The following is a 22,027-nucleotide window of genomic DNA, read 5'->3' as shown; positions in this document are numbered from 1 at the left end:
GTAAATTTCTTTTCACGATTCATAGTATGAGGACAATGAGGAATTGCCTGAGACAAATATGTAGTTTTTGTAAAAAAATTATGAAGGTGTCTTCAGGTGTCACCCTCTTATGTTTTTCATATGATTATAGTAATCATGCGAGATTTCTTTATATGGAGCGAGGAGGAGAGAGATGGATAAAAACAACTTGACTCAATATGAACTTTATATCCATCCTAAAGATTACCAAGAGCTGAGAAGAGATATTTGGAACGATGAACCACTGCCGGCAAAATTAAAAATAGGCAACAAGAAGCTTGAAATTGATATCGCTTATCGTGGTTCGCATATCAGAAAATTTAAAAAAAAATCTTATCATATCGCTTTTTATAAACCCCAAATATACAGGGGAGCGAAAGAAATTCATCTGAATGCAGAGTTTAAAGATCCGGCCGTCATCCGAAATAAATTATCATTTGATTTCTTCAACGAAATAGGCGTATTGTCGCCGCGTTCCCAGCATATTTTTTTGTCCATAAATGGCCGAAACGAAGGGATCTATTTAGAATTGGAATCTGTAGATGAATGTTTTCTTAAGAAAAGGAGCTTGCCAGAAGGGGCCGTTTTTTATGCGGTGGATGGTGATGCCAATTTTTCATTAATGAGTGATCTAGACAAGGAAGTGAAACGTTCGTTGGATTTAGGATATGAAATGAAATGGGGGAATGAACAAGACATATTTTACTTGCAAGAGATGATTCTTAAATTGAATACTACTCCGCGGGCGGAATTTGAAAAAGAGATTCAAAAATATTTTCATGTCGAGCAATATCTATACTGGCTTTCCGGAATCGTCTGCACTCAAAATTACGATGGATTTGTTCATAATTATGCGTTATATCTGAACAGGGAAACGGGTTTATTTGAAATTATCCCTTGGGATTATGATGCAACATGGGGAAGGGACATCAATGGAAAGGAAATGTCGGAAGATTATGTGAGAATTCAAGGATATAATACTCTTACAGCTCGACTTCTGGACGTTCCCTCGTTTCGAAAAAAGTATCAATTGATTTTGCAAGAAATATTGGAAGAAAAATATACCGTTGCAAACTTGCAGCCGAAAGTGGAACAGCTCTACAAACAAATTAAACCGTATGTACAAAAAGATCCCTATATAAGAGACCGTCAGATGCAATTTGAAAATGAACCTGAACTCATCTTGCGTTTTATTGAAAAAAGAGGAAATTATATTCGAAATCATTTACAAGTATTGGATTAGTAAGGTGGAAATTTTTGTGAATAGGCAACTACAAGGTTCATCTCTTCCTTGTGATGAGTATACATGCACTGTAGTTATACCATATGGATCACGAACAAGGAGGATATGAATGAATAAGAAATCGAATTTGAACCATCAGTGCAACAAGGAGCGATTTCAATCCTTTTTAGAATCCTTAAAAGGACGGATGGTTACTATATATCGCAACGATCCCGAAGCAAAAACGGGACGTTTGTTGGACGTTCAGTCAGATTATATTGTTTTAGAGCTTGAACATAATACGATCGTTTATTATCAAATTCATCATGTCAAAAGCGTAAGTGAAGATTCCAAAGCCAATCAACCAGTAAAGGAACTGGACGAGGAGTTGGATTTTATTAAAGAGGAGAGCTTTAGTGATCTATTCCGCCACTTAAAAAACGAATATATTCAAATCAATCAAGGCGGGCCTGATTTGGTTGTCGGAACATTACTGGAAACAAGCAACGATTATATTATCTTGGCATTGGAAAACAACGAGATCGTGTATTTTAATCTTGATCATGTGAAAAGTGCATTGAAACTATCTAAGGGAATAAAATCTAATCATTTAACCGAAACGAAAGATTCTGATCAAACAATGGTTTCAGTGTCATCCAAACCTTCGACTTCTATAAGCCACGAGATATTAAAAGCCGAATATTTTGCTGATCTTTTTGATCAATTGATGCATAAATGGGTATTGATCAATCGCCGAGGTCCCGATGCTTTGGAAGGCATTTTAGTGGAAAATGCTGGAGGATATTTCACCATTACGAATAACCATGAAATTACACGAATCAATCCGTTTCATATTAAATGCATAAGTATAGGTCCAAAAACGGATAAAAAAGAAGAAAACGACCAAATTGAAGCCGAGGAAGATCCTCCACTAAGATCACTCCACAAAGAAAAAAAACCATCCCTCGAAAGACGATCCGGAAGACGATCCGGAAGACGATCTGAAAAACGATCCCATTCTAGATCTGCATAGTTAAGAAAAACTTCCATAAGATCGGATAGAATCCAAAATAAGATATAGCACCTCTCGCTCCACAGCCAGAATTAAAAATAGTGATCCATCATAGCGGAACAAAAGGATGAGGTAGAGGAAGAAAACGATTATTGAGAACGGAAAACCGATATCCACAATCATTGCCATCGTGCTGGGTGCATGAGTATGCGACACTGGTGCACCTGGTATTATTATAGGATAGGAAGGAGAATAAGATGGAACAATTAAAAAAATATATCGGCACGGAAATTGAATTGGAGATATCCGATAAGACTAAGCTTTATGGAATTTTAATGGATATTGGCTCTGATATATTAGTCCTGTTTGATGGACGCAAAGATTTTTATATTCCTTTTTTGCATGTCCATAACATTAAAGAACGGAGCGAAAACGAATTGACAGGCGTTCAGCCGCCTGTGACCGTCGGCTTTAAAGATGACGATCATGAACTTTCTTACCGAAAAACACTGTTAAAAGCAAAAGGACATTTTCTTGAATTATTCGCTGCCAAAAACAAATCCCTCCATGGTTATATTACGAGTGTATTAAATGATTACATCGTATTTTACTCTCCCGTTTATAAAACTGTTTTTATTTCCATGCACCATTTAAAGTGGCTTACACCATACTCTGTTCCATCCACCCCATATACGCTAAGCAGAAAAGAACTTCCTGTCGTTCCTTTGAACATCCCGTTGGCTAGATCGTTTGAAGAACAATTAAAAAAATACAAAGAAACGTTAGTGGTTTTTGATTTGGGAGAGGAAGCAGACAAAATCGGACTGTTGAAAAACATAGAGAACAATATGGTCGAACTAGCGGCCGCAGATAGTCGAACGGTTTTTTGGAAGCTCTCTCATTTGAAAATGTTTCATCTCCCTTAAAAAACCAATGAATAACGACTCATTTGTTTTGAAGAATAATAGACACGCTGAAGCTTTAAAAATGGACAACTTCAATGAACTTATAAATTGAAAAATAAAAGGAATCCGAACTGACTAGAGCATAACCGGCAGTCGCTCGAATGACGAACAAGCTGTATCAATCAAAGTCGCTATAGAAGTAAGGAAAAGAGTTATGAAATCAATGAGCGGTCATTTCGCTCCCTAAAAATATCGTTTCGACATCGATTGATCATTGGCATTGTATGCATATAAGGCTAAGAAAGAAACTGGTATACTGAATGACCAATTCCAACCCAAAAAATAAACAAGCAGATACATATTTCCGTCTGCTTGTTTATGTTGATTTCATGATTTTACGCCACTAGCAAAATGATCGTTTGAAGGAAAAACGACCAAATAGAAAGTTAAACTGTCTATTTGCCCCAATGTTCCTTGATAAAAAGATCCCGTCCAGATTTTTCTCTGTCTTCCTTGTATTCTTCTGGATTTTTTTTATAAAAATCTTGGTGATAGTCTTCTGCAGGGTAGAAAGTAGAAGCAGGCAAAATTTTGGTTACAATCGGTTTTTTGAATTTACCGCTTTTTTCGAGGCGTTCTTTTGATTCCTCTGCCAATTTTCGTTGCTCTTCTGTATGATAAAAAATGGCCGTTCGGTAGTTGTCTCCTCGGTCATGGAATTGTCCGCCATCATCTGTCGGATCAATTTGCTGCCAATAAATTTCTAAAATTTTGCTGTAAGGAAAAACAGTTGGATCATAAAGAATTTCCACTGCTTCATAATGACCTGTTTTGCCGGATTTGACTTGTTCATAGGTTGGATTTTCCACATGTCCTCCTGTATAACCGGAAGTTACCTTATGAATGCCATCCCATTGATCAAAAGGTTTTACCATGCACCAAAAACATCCACCGGCAAACGTTGCTTTTTCTAATTGCTTTTTCATTTTAAAACACCTCAAAACGTTGGTTTCACGATACAATGCTCATTTTATCACTAAAAGAAATAAAACGGCAATAAAAGAGATGAAACAGCCATTCTGTATATGTAGAAAAAAAGTTGAAAGGAAGGAGCAGGAGATCGAGAATCACATCGGCACCAGAATAAATTGAAAAGGGAAATAGTGGTGTCGGGATGATTCGTGTGAGGCCAATCATCTTTCGGTGATGACCTTGAATAAAAGCGAAAACAAACTCATTTCAAAGATTTTTTAAATGAAGAATACAACAAAGTTTTGATGGTTCACGATACAACGAATAGGAGTCGTTCTTTCATCGATAAACAGATCATAATGACTTACATTTTTCAGAAGCAGATCATCTTCATATCACAGGAAGCAGGGGATTCGTTGCGGCGGCAAAGCAATAGATGAAGCTTTGCCTTACTCCTGTTCACAGTGATCTTCAATGACCACCCATTCGTTTGCCCAATTTTCCAGCTCCCGTATGAAGGGTTCTAATGCTTTCCCTTTTTCCGTCAAAGAGTACTCGATTCTTACCGGTGTTTCTGGATATACTTTTCGATTGACAATTCCTTCTTGCTCCAATTCCTTTAGTCTTTCGGATAACAGTCGACCACTGATCGGAATAGAAGATTCAATGGTGCAGAAACGCTGTGGACCCGAAAGCAGTTGATGTATGATAAAACCTGTCCAACGTTTGCTGATAATGTTCATTGCTTTTTCAAATTTGGGACATAAGGTTGATTGGCTCAATATGATCACCTCTGGAACCCATTATAACCTAAATTCATATGCTTGTAATCTTTCATAGTCAATAGCAGATGAGGAAAAGTTTCTAGTTTTGAAAATGATTCAAATCAGAATTGGGATCAATTTGAATAAGTTTTATTGCGTTTCTCAGCTAAGAGAAAAATTTAATCAAATACATTAATGGTAAATTTTGAATAATGATTCACAAAACCAATTTAAAAGGATCTGATGAATAAAATCATTAGATCCTTTTTAGCACGTTTATTGTTGTTCCGTCCGGCCTTTGTTTAACGATAGCAAATATTTCGCTAAAGCTATCTGTTCTTTCTTCGTAAAGCCGCTCTCTTGATCGACCCAGAACGAATGGCCTGCGCCGGTTATATGGACGGAATGGAGAGAGGCATTCGCTTTTATGACTTTTTGTCGCTCTTTTCGATCCACAAGCGCGATGATGCTTCTGTATGGATCGACAGGTTTTCCTTTGAGAAGTGTGCCGGTAAGCCCATAGTTATGTTCATACCCCACTGCGACGCCGCCATCATGAAGATAAGGTGCTTGCCAATAAAGGCCGATCAAGCTCGGCGTTTTATAACCCCCTTTTCCATCATGTGCAAAACCTAATCGCAGCTGTTGTTCGTCAATGTTGTTCATCGGGCTTTTCAGCACACGTGCATTTTTTCTGATCGGCACATTCTCAGTCGGTGAATAGAGAAGAGGCTCTGCAAAAATTTTAGCCGTTTTGGCCAGAGCTTTTGCTCTTGACGGTTCTGTTCCAATTTTGTCCGCCGGAATGATTTGATGGTTAGTAAAATAAGAGCCGGCATGACATTTGATGTATCCTGCTTTCGAAAAAACGTTGTATCCATCATCGGTTTCCGAGTTGCTAATGGTTATGTTCGGTTTAGGTGGAACGAGCGCATTTTGAAAAGCAGACATTGCATTGTTTTGTTCATTAAAATGAAACCCAGGGCTGCTGACGATTAAACCATCCGGGGCAACCGGAGATACGTTCGGAAATGTCGGAGGTTTGACCATTTCGTTTATTCCCGGGGCTGAAGGCGTCGGATCCACTTCAGCGAAAAAAGCGGAAGGGCTTTTTCCTTTGCGTGGATCAAATCGAAATGTTGGATTAGCCGCATTTTGCAAAATGGTTCCAATATAGGTTTCTTTCTCAATGTCAAAGAGCGGTTCGGCAATATCTGCTTGTGAAAGGGAATCGGAATTTTGAGCATGAACATTATTGTTAAAAACGGTTAATCCGTGGAATGAACCAGCCATGCCAAATCCACTCCAACTATAAGGGAAATTTTGAAAGGTAAAAGAGGAAGGGATTTGAGCTGGATTTCCTTTTAAATCAATCGTGGAGTCAAAATTCCCTGGTGGCCACAGGAGCAATGTCTTGTCTACCGACTCTTCTAATTTTTCTTTATTGGGAAGTTTAAGATTCCCCTGTTTTTGAAGGAATTGAGAAAAATTAGAAATATTCGCGTGAGTGAAATAGGCAGCTGTATTGGGTGCTAAAGCAAGGAGCAGACCTGCATTTAAATCTGAGTTGGGGGCGCCTTCCACTACACGCTTCGTTTCTTGATCGACCGTCGCGTGGCAAGCCGCGCAGCTAATGCCAGCTTTTAACTCCTTTAGAAAATGAAACAGGCATACCTAAAGGAGCAAAAGAACCTTTTGGAACATCAAGTCCTGTTGAAATCATCTGACCTTTTTTGAATGATTGCCCGCCGATCTTAACGTCTTTTGCCAGTTCTACTTTTAAATTGGTTGTACCTTCCCCTTTTAGAGCAAGGATGGCTTTCATCAAATTAGGTGCCGTTAACGGCCCGTCCAAAATGCCGATAATGTCTGTAAGGAATACTTCGTTTCCAAATGTTTCTTTATAGAAAGCGTCTCTTCCTTTTTCAAACAAATCATGGTCCACTTTCACCGCACCATTCTTTTCTGAAAGTTTTTTTGCATTTCCTTCAGAGAGACTGAGTGTTTGTCCGTACCAATCATAGCCGTTTACATTTCGATAAGAACTGATGATGTCCTCTTTATCAGGGACATAGGCATAATCAAGATCTATAAAATAAACAATGGCTGCGATAAAAATGATGAATCCTATGATGGCTATAAACCAAGACTTGTTTATCAAAGCGATCCCCCCGTCGTCCTGTTGCTCTTTTATGATGGAATGTTGGAAACCAGATGAATGACTTAGATGATGAATGTTTTGGAAATAAAGATTTTGGAAAGAAGATGTATTGAAACAACGTATCGAATTTAAGATACAGCGGGCATCCAACGTTTTTTATTGTTTCTAGAAAACACAGCGTTTATTCCGACAAGTGAAGGCGGTTCAGTGGAACTTTATTTCCGTATGATGGTTGATATTTATGGTTGGATGTAGCTTGTGTATTGTAAAAAGAAAATCGATTAGAAAATGAGTTCATAAAGAAACAAATGTAGATTTTGAATGGACGCAAAATGGGGGTCACTCGACCAGTAAATTAAAACGGCAAAGGGTATACTAAAAAAACTTGCAATGTATATAAGTTGAATTAAAGATTTACAACTGAACACACAAACGATCGATCGTTTGTTCTGGTTTCTGGTTGATTCGCTGAATAAAGGCTTGGACATTCTTTCTAATTTCTTGCACACTCGAATAGAACACGTTGTAAATCACGTCTGATTTCAGCCATTTCCATAGCCCTTCAATCAAGTTCAATTGCGGACTGTATGGTGGCAAAAAGACGAGCTCTAACCGATCTTCGTGTTCTTTTAAAAATGGCTGAATGAGTTTGGCATGGTGAATTCGAGCGTTATCTAAAATCATCACTATTTTGCCTGTGGGATAGCGTTCTAACACAAGTTGAAGAAATCGAAGAAATGTTTCCGCGTCATAGCATTCTTCTTCGATGCAAAACACTTCCCCTGTTTCGTAGTTCAACGTGCCAATCAGCTTCAGCCCTTGATGTTTTCCAAACGTCGGAATGATTCGTTGTTTTCCTTTGACAAACCATGTTTTTTGAATCGCTTGGTAATCACGAATCATCGACTCATCTTGAAAGAGGACATGGGCGATGTTCCCATCTACCAGTTTTTTTTTACTTCAGGGAAGGTGATTTCGACGAATTCTTTTTGTTTCTCTTCATCGGCATTGGCTAGTGTATAGGTCGGTTTCGTATAGCTTAGCCCTAACCGATGCAGAATGTCACTTGTTCCGCGAAGCGTGTATGTTGGCCCCCACTTTTGTTGAATGAGTTCAGCGATTATCGCAAGCGTCCAATTATATTTTGCTTCGAATCCCACATCTACGGGGAGCTGATGTTCAATGATCAAAGCCAGCTCTTTTTCCTGCTCAGGGGTCAATCGACGTGGGGCGCCAGGTGAGTATTTCATCTCCAGTCCATCAAGACCGCGCTGGGCGTAGGCATGAATATAGTTATAAATAGTTTTCTTGGATCGACCAATAATCGTTGCGATTTCTCCTTTGGTATATCCCTGCAAATGAAGATAAATCGCTTGGTAGCGTTCATATGCTCGTTTACTTTTTGCTTCTTTCATGGCAGTGGACAACTTTTCGATCTCGTCTTTGTGATTTGGCATCATATTTTCTCTCCGTTCCCCTATTTTCTCTTTGTATTTATTCGCCGTGGAACGGGAGAAAACCTTTATTTTAATTTATATAGTAAGGAGTTGAATCATTTGCCGAGCGGAAAAGAATTAGAACAGTTGCCAATTTCCAACATAGCCCTTGGAGCGGGAAAAGCCCCCGATCGTTTCGATGGAAAGTTAATCAAAAGCGCATCAAAAAGGGAAGAGAAAAAGAAAATCAATTGAAAACAGTAACAAAAACAGGAAGAGTCCGTGGTTATCGTTTTGACTACTTCTTATCGCTCCATGATCCTTCTCACCAAATATTGGATAGTGAGAATTCGATAGCAAAGAGCAAAAGACATGACTATAAGGAAGCAATAAAGAACAATGGGAGAATTGATCCATTTGTCCTTTTGCTTAGTGCAGGGAGCGTTGGATTTCTAAAAGAGCAAAATAAAAAAGGGGGGATCGAATGGGAGCGATTGAACGGAACGGATATCGGTTTGTGCCGGAGTTCAGTGTGACTTATCAAAAAGGTGCTGTCCATGTGTATCGAAATGGAAAATATCTGGATGAAATTACATTTGATTTTTCGGGAAAATATCCGGATGTTGATCAAATTGAGGAGTTAGTAGAACAATATTGTAAAAACAATCGGATTACGCCATCTTCAAATTAGAGTCATGTGAAATGGCAAAACTGATTGAAAAAGGGCTTGATCTAAAGATCAGCCCTTTTCTTTGGCATTCCTTATGATGAAACACATACTCCGCATATGTCTAACCTTCATTCTTAGGAAGGACACGTTTGAACCATTATGGATATTACAGCCGACCGTTTCGCACAACATCAACCATGGCTTTATTAGGATAATCGTTTTCCATATATTGCTGTACTGTTTTTTCAATATCATAGTTTACTCGTTCAATAGAAACGCGTACATTTCCATCTTCTGCTTCCACGATACCATAAGAAGCCTTCGCTTGGCCGTCGAACGGTAACCCGACGCTGCCAATATTCAATACTGTTTTGCCGTTCAAGAAACGGATATAAGGTAAATGAATATGACCATAAATATAAAAATCAGCCATGTTTTCGGCCATTAGCCTTTTTTCCAAATGAACATCATCGGTGTCGGGACGGATGATGTCAAATAAGCTGTTTGGAGTTGCGTGAAATGCTAGGATTGCCGTACCGTTCAAGTTGAGTTGGAGAGTTTGCGGAAGGTTTTGTAAATAATCGATATCCGCCGAATCTAGATGAGCGACTGTCCATTCTCGTTCCTTTTTCATTACATTCAGCGCCTCATCCGGTACTTCTCCTTTTTGAATGCCGCGTACCACCCATTCGTCGGCATTTCCTTTGATCACATTGGCATTCAATGAACGAATCAGGTCTAAAGCTTGTTTTGGATTCGGCCCTCGAAAGCAAAGATCACCCAGTACATAAATTTGATCAATCTGTTTTTTGGCGATATCTTCCAAAACGGCTTCGAGTGCGAATGCATTTCCATGAATATCAGAGATAAAAGCAGCTTTCATTCATTATGCACCTCTTTTTCATTGAAAAGGATATTGGAATCATCTTTAAGTTGCCAGTCCGTAAAGGCAAATCCACTCTTTTTATACCACATTTTGTGGATTCGACCAATTTGAGAAGCATGGGGCTGAAAATGTATCAAGACTGGAAATGACAGAATAAATCGCCTTTGTTAACGAACAATATAGTAGGAAAAGAAGTAAAGGGAGTGCATGGACATGGAAAGCAACAAATGTTCTTCTAAGGAGGGGCAGCTTGAATGGTGGCAGTTATCCTTAATCGGGGTTGGATGCATAATCGGCACCGGCTATTTTCTTGGATCTGGTCTTGCCATCCGTAATGCCGGGCCATCGGTCATCCTTTCTTATATTCTGGCGGCAATTTCCACTTACATCGTTTTTGATGCGTTAGCAAAAATGACAAAAAATGACCCGCAAAAAGGCTCTTTTAGATCTTATGCCAAAAAAGCTTATGGACGATGGGCTGGATTTTCCACAGGGTGGGTTTATTGGTGTTCGGAAATGTTAATTATGGGAAGCCAAATGACTGCGTTATCGATATTTTCGCGTTTCTGGTTTCCAAATGTCCCATTATGGGTCTTTGCAGCTGGTTATGCCATTTTGGGGATTATGGTTGTATTAACGGGTACGAAAGGCTTTGACAGACTAGAAAATGTTTTTGCCGTTATGAAAGTTTCCGCCATTTTGATGTTTATTGTGATCGCTTCACTTGCATTATGTGGGGTTTTAGACGGAGGAAATGGCTTTCGAGTACCAACTACTATCCAACAACTATTTCCGAATGGAGTCATCGGAGTTTGGGCTTCACTCATCTACGCCTTTTATTCATTTGGCGGGATTGAAATTATGGGAATACTGGCGATTCGCTTGCGGAAAAAAGAAGATGCCCCAAAATCCGGAAGCTTCATGCTTTTTTTGCTGGCACTCATTTACTGCCTCTCGCTCGGTTTGGCGGTGATAATGGATTCTTGGAAGGCCTTTTATTCGAAAGAAAGTCCTTTCGTCATAGCTTTAAAAGACTATCACCTGCCGTTTTTCCCGCATATTTTTAACGGAGCGTTCATTATCGCCGGTTTTTCCACCATGTGCGCTTCTTTGTTTTCGGTTACATCAATGCTTGTGACGTTAGCGCAAGATGGAGATGCTCCCGCCGCGTTATCGAAAAAGGGGAAATGGAAATTAAAAGTTCCTGTAAAAGCTCTGGGCTTGACAGCGGCAGGAATGGCGGCTTCCGTTATATTGGCACTCGCGATGCCGGATAAAGTGTACGAATATATTACAACTGCCGCTGGTTTAATGCTTTTGTATAATTGGTTTTTTATTCTTCTCTCTTCAAGAAGGCTGATCGAATTAAACGCATGGGGCAAAACAAAGAGATGGTCAGGGATGGTGCTCATCATTTTGGCGGTTAGCGGTACCTTACTGGAAGAAACAAGTCGATTTGGTTTTTTCGGCAGCTTATTGTTTGTCGGAATCGTTGCCATTGTAGTGCTGAAAATGCGATCCAATTGGAAAAAGGGACAAAAACCGGCTCCTATTTAATGGGCGATGAGAGTCATAATACCTTGAAAACCGAAATAAAAGCCAAAACCGACGAGCGACAGACCGGATAGAAAAGAAGTCAAATACAAAAAGTTGGTGGACAAAAGTTTGCGAAAACTGCTAGCGATAAATGCCATCGTTAGATCCCATAAAAAAATACCCGCGAAGATGGTTCCGCTCAAAAAGAACAATTGCTCTTTTCCGTAAGTAGTGGCTGTTTTAGCCAGCACCGAACCGTAAATCCCCAACCAAAATAAAATGGTTAACGGATTGGATAAAGACATAAAAAAACCTGAAATAAACGTTTTAAAAAGCGGTTGGCTGGATCGGTGAACATTTGCAGAAATTTTTCCGCCCGTTAAAAGACTTTCAACACCAGTGTAAACAAGTACAAAAAATCCGAACAGCCAAAGAAAGGCTTGGATGAAAGGAGCGTCAAGAAAACGGACAAAACCAAGATAAACAAGCATCATATAAAACGCGTCTGCAATGAGAGCGCCGACGCCGACAAGCCAGGCGTGCATAAAACCGTTTTTGATTCCTTTGTCCAATTGAGCGGCATTAATCGGTCCGATCGGTGCCGCCAACGATAATCCTAAAAGAAGATAACTGACAAATAAACTGACGCTCATTGAGTCTACCCTCCACGTTCTTTGCTCGTAAGATTCTATTCCAAAAGAAAGACTTGTATAACTCAAGCTTTTGGAAAAAAGATAATATCCAGTTAATAGAAAAATGATGAAATGTGATGTAAATGCATGGAGGGAGTTTGACAAAAGATCAACCCAAAATAGAAAAAGGCGGATGCGGACGGATAATGACCATAAGCATGAAAACGAAAAGTCTCTTTTGTGTAAAAAATTATTGGAGACGATCCATATCGAAGCAATAAGGCTGGAAGGAATATCACGAAAAATATTCTGAATTTTCAATAAAAAATATGGTGCTTATGCAGGATTTTTTTATTTTGCCACGAAATAGACAAATAAAATTCATAAATTAGACAAAAATTTCATAAGATACCAATAGAAAGGGAGGCGTAAAGGATGTGGGCATTTTTGGGTGAGCATATGCTATCCATTATTAAATTTTTGATTGGAAGCGTTTACATCATGTTTTTGATAGTCCCGTTTTATTTGGCCAAATATTTTAAGCAATTGGAAGAGCAAGAGAAATGGGACAAATGGAATGAACAGATGGAAAAATACAAACTCTCTGTTCGGAAGAGAAAAAAACGACCCGTCAATTTTTAGAAGTCGCTGGCCCTTGGATGAATCCAAGGGTCTTTTTTAATGGAGAATTTTAAAAAGTATGTACTAAAAAAGAATGGATTCGTTTAAGGAAGCAATTGTTTTTGAAATTTGGGACGAGCAGTTTTTTGATTGAAAAGCGATCAGTGAAAATTCTTTAAATCATGTTTGTTTTTTTGTGTAAGGTGATTTTTCATCATGATATTTGATAAGTAAACTTTTATATAATGAAAGTGAACATAAATGCCACATTTGTTATAATCACTAGTAAGCTTTCACCATGGGAGGGAGATACTGTTGGAAGACAAGGTGACAATGGTCCGATCTGTTTGTCCGCTGGATTGTCCGGATGCTTGCAGTTTGATGGTGGAAAAACGAAATGGAAGAATTGTAAAAGTGGAAGGGAACAAAGATCATCCCGTGACAAAAGGGGTCATTTGCCATAAAGTTCGAAAATTCCCGGAAAGAACCTATCACAAAGAACGTATTCTTTACCCGTTAAAAAGAACAGGAAAAAAGGGGACGATGGCTTTCCAAAGGATATCTTGGGAGGAAGCTTATGATGAAATCGTTACACGATTTCAGCGGGTGATCCAAACTTATGGCAGTGAAGCCATTTTACCTTACAGCTTTTATGGAAATATGGGGATTTTAAACAGCGAAGGGATGGATCGGAGATTTTTTCATAAATTAGGCGCCAGTTTTTTGGACCGGACGATTTGCAATTCGGCCGGAGCGCAAGGATTTCGATACACGATGGGGGCAAACAAAGGCATTGATCCAGAAGAAACGATTTATTCTAAGCTCATTTTGATTTGGGGCTGCAATGCCGTGAGCACTAATTTGCATCAAGTACTCTATGCCAATGAAGCCAAAAAACGTGGAGCGAAAATTGTTGTCATCGATACGCATCGCAACCGTACTGCAAAACGGGCTGATTGGTTTTTGCAGATTCGACCCGGAACGGATGCAGCGTTAGCGCTTGGCTTGATGCATGTACTGATTCAAGAAAACTTGATTGATACAGATTTTATTCAAAAATATACAATCGGCTTTGAAGAATTAAAAAAGGAGGCTTTAGCTTATACTCCTTCCATCACGGCAAAATGGACAGGCCTTTCTGAGGAAGAGATTCTTTCATTGGCTAGATTATACGGTCAAACCACTCCTTCTTTTATTAGAATTGGAAATGGCTTGCAGCACCATGAAAATGGCGGGATGGCCGTCCGTGCCATCGCATGTTTGCCGGCTTTAACCGGACAGTGGGGAATTCGCGGTGGAGGGGCTTTAAAAGGAAACAGTGTTTTTTTCCCTTTCCATCGTTATAAAATACAGCGTCCTGATCTCCATCAAAATCCTCGCGCCTACACCATTAACATGAATCAGCTCGGAAATGCTCTGCTTGATCGGTCTCGCCCGATTAAAGTGTTATTTGTGTATAACAGTAATCCGGCGCAAGTAGCACCTGATCAACAAAAGGTAAGAGCCGGATTGTTGCGGGACGATTTATTTACCGTTGTTCATGATCATTTTCTTACGGATACTTGCCGTTATGCAGATATCGTTCTTCCTGCAACCACTCATTTCGAAAATTGGGACCTGTATAAATCATACTGGCATCTGTATTTGCAGCTTCACGAGCCGGTCATTCCTCCTCAAGGAGAAGCAAAATCGAATTTTACCTTGTTTAAGGAACTAGCGGAGCGTATGGGATTTGATGATGTGGCATTTCGTGTTACTGAAGAAGAGATGATAAAAGAAATTGTAGAGGATATCGGCATCGATTATGACGAATTAAAGAAAAAGGGCTATGTCAAAATAGGCGCTGCAAACAATACTTTTCCGCAGTACTTTCCCACTCCATCCAAAAAAGTGGAATTTTACTCGGAAAGGATGAAAAAAGAGGGGTTGCCGCCTGTCCCTGTATTTACTCCTATTCAACCAATGGAGAAAAAATTCCCTCTCATGTTGATTTCTGGACCCAATCATCAATTCTTAAATTCTACTTTTGGAAATATAGCTGCATTAAAAAAATTTGAAGGAAAACCTCGGCTGCAAATCCATCCAAAAGATGCTATACAACGCGGAATCAAAACGGACGATATGGTCATTGTTTACAATCAGAGGGGGCGCTGCCGTTTGTTCGCAAACGTCACAGAAGATTGTTTAAAAGGAACCGCCGTCATTCAAGGACTTTGGTGGGATGACGAACAATCCGGATTCCAATCCGTCAATGTTTTAACATCGCAGCAATTGGCAGACATGGGAGGAGGAGCTTGCTTTTTTTCTACTTTTGTAGAAGTTCAAAAAGAGAGCCAGTAAGTTTTAGCTGACGATGCAACGATCGTCAGCTTTTTCGCTTGTAAAAGAAGAAAATGCAATGTTTTTGGCGCAAAACATTTTGAAAAGGTTGCTGCAAGCCTAAATGTATGCTGGAGTGTCAGCCTTTGCGACTTATATATTCAAAACGGATTTTTTTCATGCAAATAAAATGAAACATTTTTCCGAACTTTCCATTAGTTCCGCAAACTGTTAAACTAGTAGTATTAGGGGAGGGAGAATCATTTTGGAAAGAGGGGATACAATGCCAAGTGCGCAATATTTGGGCCATGGGATTTCGTTATTGGACGTACGGGATTTAGGACGTGAAAAAAGAACGGGAACATATGTAATTCAAGAAGAAAAATTGACAATTATTGAAACAAGTGGAAGTCCATCTATCCCTTATATTCTGCAGGGATTGGAACAGTTGGGGCTAAAGGCTGCTGACATTCAATACATCATTGTGACACATATTCATCTCGATCACGCTGGAGGAGCAGGACTACTTTTGGAAAAATGCCCGAAAGCAAAAGTGATTGTACATCCAAAGGGGAAACGACATCTTATCGATCCATCGAGATTGATCCAAGGGGCAAAGGCTGTATATGGCGAAAAATTCGAAGAGTTTTTTGAACCTGTTGTGCCTGTTCCGGAAGATCGTTTAATCGTGAAACGGGATGGGGAAACGCTGGAAATTGGTCATGACCGTATACTTACGTTTTTGGATACACCAGGCCATGCTTATCATCATTTTTCTATTTATGACCCGAAAAGCAACGGTATCTTTACGGGGGATACAGTTGGGATTATCTATACCCCGCTTTTGGAAAATGGACTGGATTTTTATTTGCCTACAACATCTCCGAATCATTTTAATCCGGAAGCGATGCTCCAATCCGCTGATCGAATTGAGAAACTAGGGATTAGCCGGATTTATTTTGGCCATTTTGGAATGAGTGAAGATCCAGCTTCTGCTTTCCGGCAATTACGATTTTGGCTTCCTATATTTGTAGAAGCGGGGCAGCAAGTGGCCGACAGCAGCCTTTCTTTTGAAAAAAAGACGGAGGCCGTTTATCAAACATTAAAGAAAAAAGTTACCCGATATTTGGATGAACGAAAGGTGCCACGCACTTCAAACGTTTATGAAATACTCGATTTAGATTTAACAATCTGCTCGATGGGAATTGTTGATTATTTTCAAAAAAGAATGGCTAAATCTGAGAAATAATCGTTCGAGCGGCTTTCAACAAGGAGGGGTCAGATTGAGTAAAGGTCTATCAGGTAAGCGAATCGTGATTGGCGGTTCGCGAAAAACAGAAGAGATGAGCACATTAATCGAAAAACAAGGCGGAATACCGATCGTCCGTCCGCTTCAAGGGACTGTTTTCAAAGCGGAAAAGGAAGTAGAGCCGGATTTGCGGAAATTTGTTGATGAAGGATCGGACTGGACCGTGTTTACAACCGGAGCGGGAGTACAAACGCTTTTGGATTTGGCAGAAAAGATCGGAATACAAGAAAAGTTTTTACATACGATCCAAACCACAAATGTTGCTGCAAGAGGCTATAAGACGATCGCTGCTCTTAAAAAGATCGGAATTCAACCGGTCGTCGTTGATGAAGATGGTACGACAAGAGGACTGATTCGAGCGCTAAAAGGAACCGATTTTTCAGGAAAGAAGGTCACGATTCAGCTGCATGGAGAAAAAGCTCCTCGATTGAAGCAATTTTTTCAAGATCAAGGCGTTTCGAATATTTTAGAGATTCTTCCTTATCAGCATATTCCGCCGAAACGGGAAACAGTGGATACATTATGTCGGGAAATTTTGCAGCATGACGTGGATGCCGTTTGTTTCACGACCGCGATACAAGTTCACTCTTTATTTTCGTTTGCTAAATCACAAAGCTTGGATGAAGAACTGGTCATGGCATTTCGTAATACAGTTTTGCCTGTCGCCGTGGGGAAAGTAACGGCAGAAGCATTGCAAGAGGAAGGGATTGACCGTTATCTCGTTCCGGAAAACGAACGTATGGGAGCGATGATTATAGAACTATCTCGTTATTATCAGCAACAATCAGAAGAAGTCGCAGACAATGTTTGAGGCCGCTTTTTACAAAGCGGTTTTTTCCTCTGCGTTTGCCAGCTTTTTGGCGTTTTCCCTAAACGAACAATCAACTGATCCGCCTTGTTTTTTCTTTCTTCGAGGATTCCAATCAATTTCTTTTTCAAACATTAAGCACATTAGTTTCATTTTTATCAAAAAAAGGGGATAATGGTAAGGTATTTGTTTGAAAGAGGAGTGATTTTGATGAAATGCAAACTAAATCGTAATGCAGCGAAAGTATTAAAGAAAATGCTGGAAAGCCCAGAAGCGGAAGGAAAAATGATTCGAGTATATTTACGGAAATTCACGGTGATCATGCTCATTATGGAATTAAGCTTGATACTCCAACAGAACATGATGAAATCGTGAAAACGGATAAAGATATTGATATCTTATTAGATCGACGCGAAGAGTTTTTAGACGGAGTTTGGGTCCAATATTTCTACGTACCACAGGAAGAATTCGTCATTACAAACCCATGGAAAGAGAAAGAAGCTCACCAGCATCACCATCATCATTAATAATCATTCACAAAAGACAAGCCATCCTTTAGCGCTTGTCTTTTGTTCAAAAGGCAAAAGGATCAGCTCTTTTTCTGTCCATTTTAAACATATTCTGGCTGGTGTTGAAAAATGCTAAATCTTGCTTTTTTATTGTTCTATGTGACTGCAAAAGAAATGATTGAACAAAGGTTTTATTTTATGAGGAGTGTGACATCGTAAAGTATGAAGCAGGAAATATGGCAACTTGGCTAAAACCGTGAACAGATATTATCTTCATTTTTTATATGCCATTTTTTCGCACGGAAAAGACCGATCCAGTTCCGTTCTGCTTAACGTCCGGGAAATATTTTGATCATTATATTGTTTATTGATATAATATTATTAATTTTTTTAATATATTGAATTATATTTATTGTAATTGTATAATTTCATTATATGATCCTTCTTATAAGTTCAAATAATAAATTTTAATAGCGCTTTCAAAAAGTGTAATGTATGAATTTGTTTGAAGAAAATATAAAACTTGTACAATCGATATACTATTCTAAAAATATTTGTAAATCGGTATGTAAAATGGGAATATGGACAAGGAGGTTATGACGATGACTCAATCATTTGATTCGGCAAAAACGCGACGCATCACAAGCAATATCTTTAAAGGATCCGTCGGCAATCTGATTGAATGGTACGACTGGTACGTCTATTCTGCTTTTGCTGTATATTTCTCTGCGGAGTTCTTTCCTGAGGGGGATTCCACCAGCCAACTGCTCAATACGGCTGCTATCTTCGCCGTCGGCTTTCTGATGCGCCCAATCGGAAGCCTATTGATGGGTCGATACGCTGATCGTCACGGCCGACGTGCAGCGCTGACGCTTTCCATCAGCCTCATGGCCGGTGGTTCCCTGATCATTGCCGTTACTCCGAGCTACAGCACGATTGGCGTGTTGGCGCCTATTATTCTAGTTCTCGCACGTCTGCTCCAAGGGATATCGGTAGGCGGGGAGTATGGAACATCGGCCACGTACTTGTCCGAGATGGCAAAGAGCGGTCGACGCGGGTTCTACTCGAGCTTCCAGTACGTCACACTCGTTTCCGGACAGTTAGTGGCACTGGGTGTTCAGATTATTCTTCAACAAATCATCAGCGAACCCGAAATGAAGTCCTGGGGCTGGCGTATTCCTTTCGTCATCGGTGCAATGGGAGCATTGGCCGTGTTGTGGCTGCGACGAACGATGGACGAATCGGAACAGTTTTCCAAATTGGATTCTGAAAGCAGGGCGAGCGCCGGAACCATTCGAGCGCTGATGAAATATCCTAAGGCAGTGCTGACAGTGGTCGGGCTAACACTCGGCGGAACCGTCGCCTTTTATACTTACACGACATACTTACAAAAATTTATGGTGAATACAGTGGGCATTCAAAAGGAGATCGTCAGTTGGATTAATTTTATTGCTTTGTTAATATTTGTCATACTTCAACCGCTCGCCGGGATGCTATCTGACCGGATCGGTCGTCGCCCGCTATTGATGGGTTTCGGTATTTTGGGAACATTGCTGACAGTGCCGCTGTTCCTTTTGATGGAGCAGACGAAGAACCCTTTCGCTGCCTTCTTTCTTATGATGGTTGGACTCATTATTGTCACTGGTTACACTTCCATTAATGCCATCGTGAAAGCGGAACTATTCCCGACCGAAATCCGCGCCCTAGGAGTAGGATTTCCTTACGGCCTTACCGTTGCGGTGTTCGGAGGAACAGCGGAATTCGTTGCATTATGGCTGAAGAGCATTGGAGAAGAGCCGCTCTTTTTTTCTACGTAGCTCTCTGCATTGCGGTGAGTTTGATCGTCTATTGGCGTATGGGTGAGTCTTCGAAGTCTTCTCGCATTGAAGCCGAACAGGATGCAAGCTAGATTATCGTCGTCTGGTACTCTGAAATAAGGTAAGCCACAAGCTGTGGGTTAGCTGTCACGGTCTACACGATTTGCTGGAGCCTTTACAGATTGCTTGATGATTATAGAACGAGAATGGAAAGAACAGACATCGATATGATGATGCCTGTTGTACAACAAAATGAACAAAGCGAACATGGGAAAGGACAGGTCGTTAAACGGCCTGCCTTTTTATGTGGACTCAATTGTCAAGTAGGAAGACAGTAGTAACGGCTCGATTAACGCAAGGGTGTCCGGGAGGGCATGAAAGATGAAGATTGCAAACGGCAAGGTCATTCCAATACCCAATACAAGGAAGTTTGATTGTCCCAAAATAGAGGATGCTTGCTATACTTTAAGAGACGGAAATAGGCAATTTTTCATCAATTCGTTAAAATAAGAATCGACTAGTTTTGATATTCCAGAATCGAATACTCTACTTCCGAAAACGTCATTCCTTCTTATCTAAATGGGGTTAACAAGGACTCGATCCGAAAAAAGGAGTTAGCATATGAAGCAGTATGATTTTACAAGTGGAAATATTATGAAGCAGCTGGTGATGTTTTCGACACCGATTCTGCTGACTAATTTTCTGCAAACCTCTTTTCAATTAATCGATAGCTTATGGGTTGGCAATTTGCTCGGTTCTAACGCTTTAGGAGCTGTTGCCGTTTCTGGAACGGTGATTTTTACCGTCTTGTCATTTATTATCGGTATTAATAATGCTACATTAACCATATTATCCCAGCTGAAAGGGAAAAATGACGAGATCGGCCTAAAACGATATGTGAATGCTTTTGTTGTGATATTAACGTTTATTTCTCTTACACTCGGGGCGATGGGAATGATGTTAGCCGTTCCCATTTTGAAGTTTCTTGGAACTCCGTCGACGATGGTTCCTGAAGCGAAAAGCTATTTAGAAATCAATTTTGCCGGAATTTTGTTTTTATTTGGTTATAATTTTATCGGAACAGTGTTTCGTGCTCTAGGCGACAGCCGGACGCCGATTCGATTTGTTTTCTTTGCCGTAGTGCTGAACGCTGTGTTAGATCCACTTTTTATTGAAGTGTGGGGACTTGGTTTAAATGGAGCGGCTTATGCAACGATTCTTTCCCAAGGAGTTTCATTTCTATATGGATTGTACTACAGTTTACGGAAGCATCTGATTCCCTTTTCAGTTCCAAGATGGCCTCATAGAAAAGAAGTTTCCATGATTTTAAAACTCGGGATACCGGCCGGGCTGCAAATGATGGTGATTTCAGCAGGAACGGCTGCTATTATGAGTGTCGTCACTTCCTTTGGGGGGCATGTTGTCGCTGGTTTCGGCGCTGCTCAACGGATTGACAGTCTTTTGATGCTGCCGGCACAGGCGCTGGGAACGGCTGTCAACAGCATGGCCGGACAAAACATTGGAGCCAATCAATGGACTCGTGTTCGTCAAATCGCTGTAAACGGAGTCCTCTATAATATTTCCATTATGTTGTTCATCGCGTTTTTCGTTGCTTTGCTTGCAGACAGAATCGTCAAGCTATTCATTCAGCAGCCTGAATCATCCGTCTCGTTTGGAGCTGAATATTTGGGAATCATCGCATTTTTCTATCCGTTTTTGGGAATTAATTTTATTTTAAACGGAATTGTGCGGGCTTCAGGTGCGATGTTTCAAGTGCTGGTTCTCAATATCGTATCTTTATGGATTCTCCGATATCCTTTAACAGAATTGTCGGCTTCTTACTTAGGCGAAAAGGGAATTGCCTTTGGAATGGGAGCCAGTTTTGTTATAAGCAGCATCATCGCTTTCCTTTATTATCGTTATGGAACATGGAGGAAAAAACAATTATTTACGGAAAGAGAATAAAATGGAGTAATACAGAAGCAGAATCACGATTCCTGAGTGATTTTGAATCAATATCTTGAACGATTGCTTGAAACACGATATGATGAAAGTAATGAAAATCATTCGGAGAAATGCAATACTTTAAAGTGATCGGAAACCTATTTCGTGAAAACGACATCATTTAAAAACGTCATAGTTCTATTTGTGGAATAGGCTTATTGAGGAGATTCTCGGTTTCATTGCATGAGAAGCGCTGCCTCCTATCCATCATTGGATCAGGAGGGTTTTTTGTGCCGGCAAATGGATGTTCGAATGATATGAAATCGTTCAACTTAATAAAACGTCGAAAGAAAATGATGAAAAGCGGCATTTTGATTTTGGGATTCAGCGTTCTGAAACTGTTGATTCAGCGGCTCTTCGCACCTAAGAAAAAGGGAGTTTGTTAACCCGATATATATTGCAAGTTTGTCACTGGTACGTTGTGGT

General features: G+C 40.0%; 17 protein-coding genes and 3 pseudogenes. 14 read left to right on the top strand and 6 right to left on the bottom strand.

All coding sequences use genetic code 11. From position 1 onward, the window contains the following. Positions 1-172: 172 nt before the first annotated feature. From N1I86_RS01560 to N1I86_RS01550, 3 genes are all read left to right on the top strand, one after another. Positions 173-1,261: a CotH kinase family protein gene (locus N1I86_RS01560; RefSeq protein ID WP_003352771.1), complete on the top strand. Its 1,089-nt coding sequence runs from the start codon at positions 173-175 to the stop codon at positions 1,259-1,261. A gap of 109 nt (positions 1,262-1,370) precedes the next feature. After that, complete coding sequence (locus N1I86_RS01555) at positions 1,371-2,273, top strand: spore coat protein (protein WP_341094613.1); 903 nt, start codon at positions 1,371-1,373, stop codon at positions 2,271-2,273. Positions 2,274-2,509: 236 nt separating this feature from the next. Continuing rightward, entirely contained in the window at positions 2,510-3,178 is a 669-nt protein-coding gene (locus N1I86_RS01550; protein ID WP_341094611.1) for a DUF2642 domain-containing protein, read from the top strand. A 434-nt stretch (positions 3,179-3,612) separates the two neighbouring features. Here the strand turns inward: N1I86_RS01550 and msrA are convergent, their stop codons facing one another. From msrA to N1I86_RS01530, 4 genes and pseudogenes are all read right to left on the bottom strand, one after another. Then, positions 3,613-4,143, bottom strand: a complete 531-nt coding sequence (gene msrA, locus N1I86_RS01545; protein WP_003352774.1) for a peptide-methionine (S)-S-oxide reductase MsrA — start codon at positions 4,141-4,143, stop codon at positions 3,613-3,615. Positions 4,144-4,578: 435 nt separating this feature from the next. Beyond that, positions 4,579-4,911 carry a winged helix-turn-helix transcriptional regulator gene (locus N1I86_RS01540; protein ID WP_003352775.1) on the bottom strand — a complete coding sequence of 111 codons (333 nt, stop codon included), beginning with the start codon at positions 4,909-4,911 and terminating at the stop codon, positions 4,579-4,581. 258 nt (positions 4,912-5,169) lie between these two features. Further along, a pseudogene (locus N1I86_RS01535) lies at positions 5,170-7,051 on the bottom strand (electron transport protein). A 417-nt stretch (positions 7,052-7,468) separates the two neighbouring features. Then, positions 7,469-8,514, bottom strand: a protein-coding gene (locus tag N1I86_RS01530) for an IS630-like element ISBs2 family transposase (protein ID WP_076611651.1) whose coding sequence is annotated in 2 segments (ribosomal slippage) — positions 7,469-8,008 and positions 8,011-8,514 — 1,044 coding nt in all. Because the reading frame shifts where the segments join, the coding sequence is not laid out codon by codon here. A gap of 96 nt (positions 8,515-8,610) precedes the next feature. Here N1I86_RS01530 and N1I86_RS01525 point away from each other — a divergent pair. Both N1I86_RS01525 and N1I86_RS01520 read left to right on the top strand, forming a co-directional pair. Then, the gene (locus N1I86_RS01525) at positions 8,611-8,745 is read left to right on the top strand and encodes a hypothetical protein (protein WP_261794203.1); all 135 of its coding nucleotides are present in this window, start codon (positions 8,611-8,613) and stop codon (positions 8,743-8,745) included. 229 nt (positions 8,746-8,974) lie between these two features. Then, a complete protein-coding gene (locus tag N1I86_RS01520) occupies positions 8,975-9,181 on the top strand; it encodes a YbxH family protein (RefSeq protein ID WP_003352780.1) in 207 nt (68 codons plus the stop codon). A gap of 145 nt (positions 9,182-9,326) precedes the next feature. On the opposite strand, the gene N1I86_RS01515 is transcribed toward N1I86_RS01520, so the two are convergent. After that, on the bottom strand, positions 9,327-10,043 hold the full coding sequence (locus N1I86_RS01515) for a metallophosphoesterase family protein (RefSeq protein ID WP_003352781.1): 717 nt from the start codon (positions 10,041-10,043) through the stop codon (positions 9,327-9,329). A 216-nt stretch (positions 10,044-10,259) separates the two neighbouring features. On the opposite strand from N1I86_RS01515, the gene N1I86_RS01510 reads away from it, so the two are divergent. Continuing rightward, complete coding sequence (locus N1I86_RS01510; protein WP_003352782.1) at positions 10,260-11,603, top strand: amino acid permease; 1,344 nt, start codon at positions 10,260-10,262, stop codon at positions 11,601-11,603. Here the strand turns inward: N1I86_RS01510 and N1I86_RS01505 are convergent. Beyond that, on the bottom strand, positions 11,600-12,235 hold the full coding sequence (locus N1I86_RS01505; protein ID WP_003352783.1) for a LysE family transporter: 636 nt from the start codon (positions 12,233-12,235) through the stop codon (positions 11,600-11,602). The two genes, N1I86_RS01510 and N1I86_RS01505, sit on opposite strands and share 4 nt — an antisense overlap. Positions 12,236-12,649: 414 nt before the next feature. Between N1I86_RS01505 and N1I86_RS01500 the strand changes: the two genes are divergently transcribed. The 8 genes and pseudogenes from N1I86_RS01500 to N1I86_RS01465 all read left to right on the top strand — a co-directional run bounded on the left by N1I86_RS01500 (position 12,650) and on the right by N1I86_RS01465 (position 21,987). Continuing rightward, entirely contained in the window at positions 12,650-12,856 is a 207-nt protein-coding gene (locus N1I86_RS01500; RefSeq protein WP_003352784.1) for a hypothetical protein, read from the top strand. 312 nt (positions 12,857-13,168) lie between these two features. Further along, positions 13,169-15,175, top strand: a complete 2,007-nt coding sequence (locus tag N1I86_RS01495; protein WP_341097222.1) for a molybdopterin-containing oxidoreductase family protein — start codon at positions 13,169-13,171, stop codon at positions 15,173-15,175. Positions 15,176-15,437: 262 nt separating this feature from the next. Beyond that, on the top strand, positions 15,438-16,403 hold the full coding sequence (locus tag N1I86_RS01490; protein WP_341094608.1) for an MBL fold metallo-hydrolase: 966 nt from the start codon (positions 15,438-15,440) through the stop codon (positions 16,401-16,403). Between the two features lie 34 nt (positions 16,404-16,437). Further along, the gene (locus N1I86_RS01485) at positions 16,438-17,274 is read left to right on the top strand and encodes a uroporphyrinogen-III synthase (RefSeq protein WP_341094606.1); all 837 of its coding nucleotides are present in this window, start codon (positions 16,438-16,440) and stop codon (positions 17,272-17,274) included. Positions 17,275-17,481: 207 nt separating this feature from the next. Beyond that, positions 17,482-17,798, top strand: a pseudogene (locus N1I86_RS01480) (iron-sulfur cluster assembly accessory protein). A 584-nt stretch (positions 17,799-18,382) separates the two neighbouring features. Continuing rightward, positions 18,383-19,689 (top strand): annotated as a pseudogene (locus tag N1I86_RS01475) (MFS transporter). Between the two features lie 529 nt (positions 19,690-20,218). Then, positions 20,219-21,562, top strand: a complete 1,344-nt coding sequence (locus N1I86_RS01470; RefSeq protein ID WP_341094604.1) for an MATE family efflux transporter — start codon at positions 20,219-20,221, stop codon at positions 21,560-21,562. A gap of 269 nt (positions 21,563-21,831) precedes the next feature. Further along, entirely contained in the window at positions 21,832-21,987 is a 156-nt protein-coding gene (locus N1I86_RS01465; RefSeq protein WP_341094600.1) for a hypothetical protein, read from the top strand. The last annotated feature ends 40 nt before the right edge of the window (positions 21,988-22,027 follow it).

The sequence above is a fragment of the Bacillus sp. FSL W8-0116 genome, from assembly GCF_038003825.1.
In the GTDB taxonomy this organism is placed as follows: Bacteria; Bacillota; Bacilli; order Bacillales; family DSM-4216; genus Bacillus_O; species Bacillus_O smithii.
The sequence above is the reverse complement of the archived record's forward strand: the minus strand, read 5'-3'. Positions and strand labels throughout refer to the sequence as shown.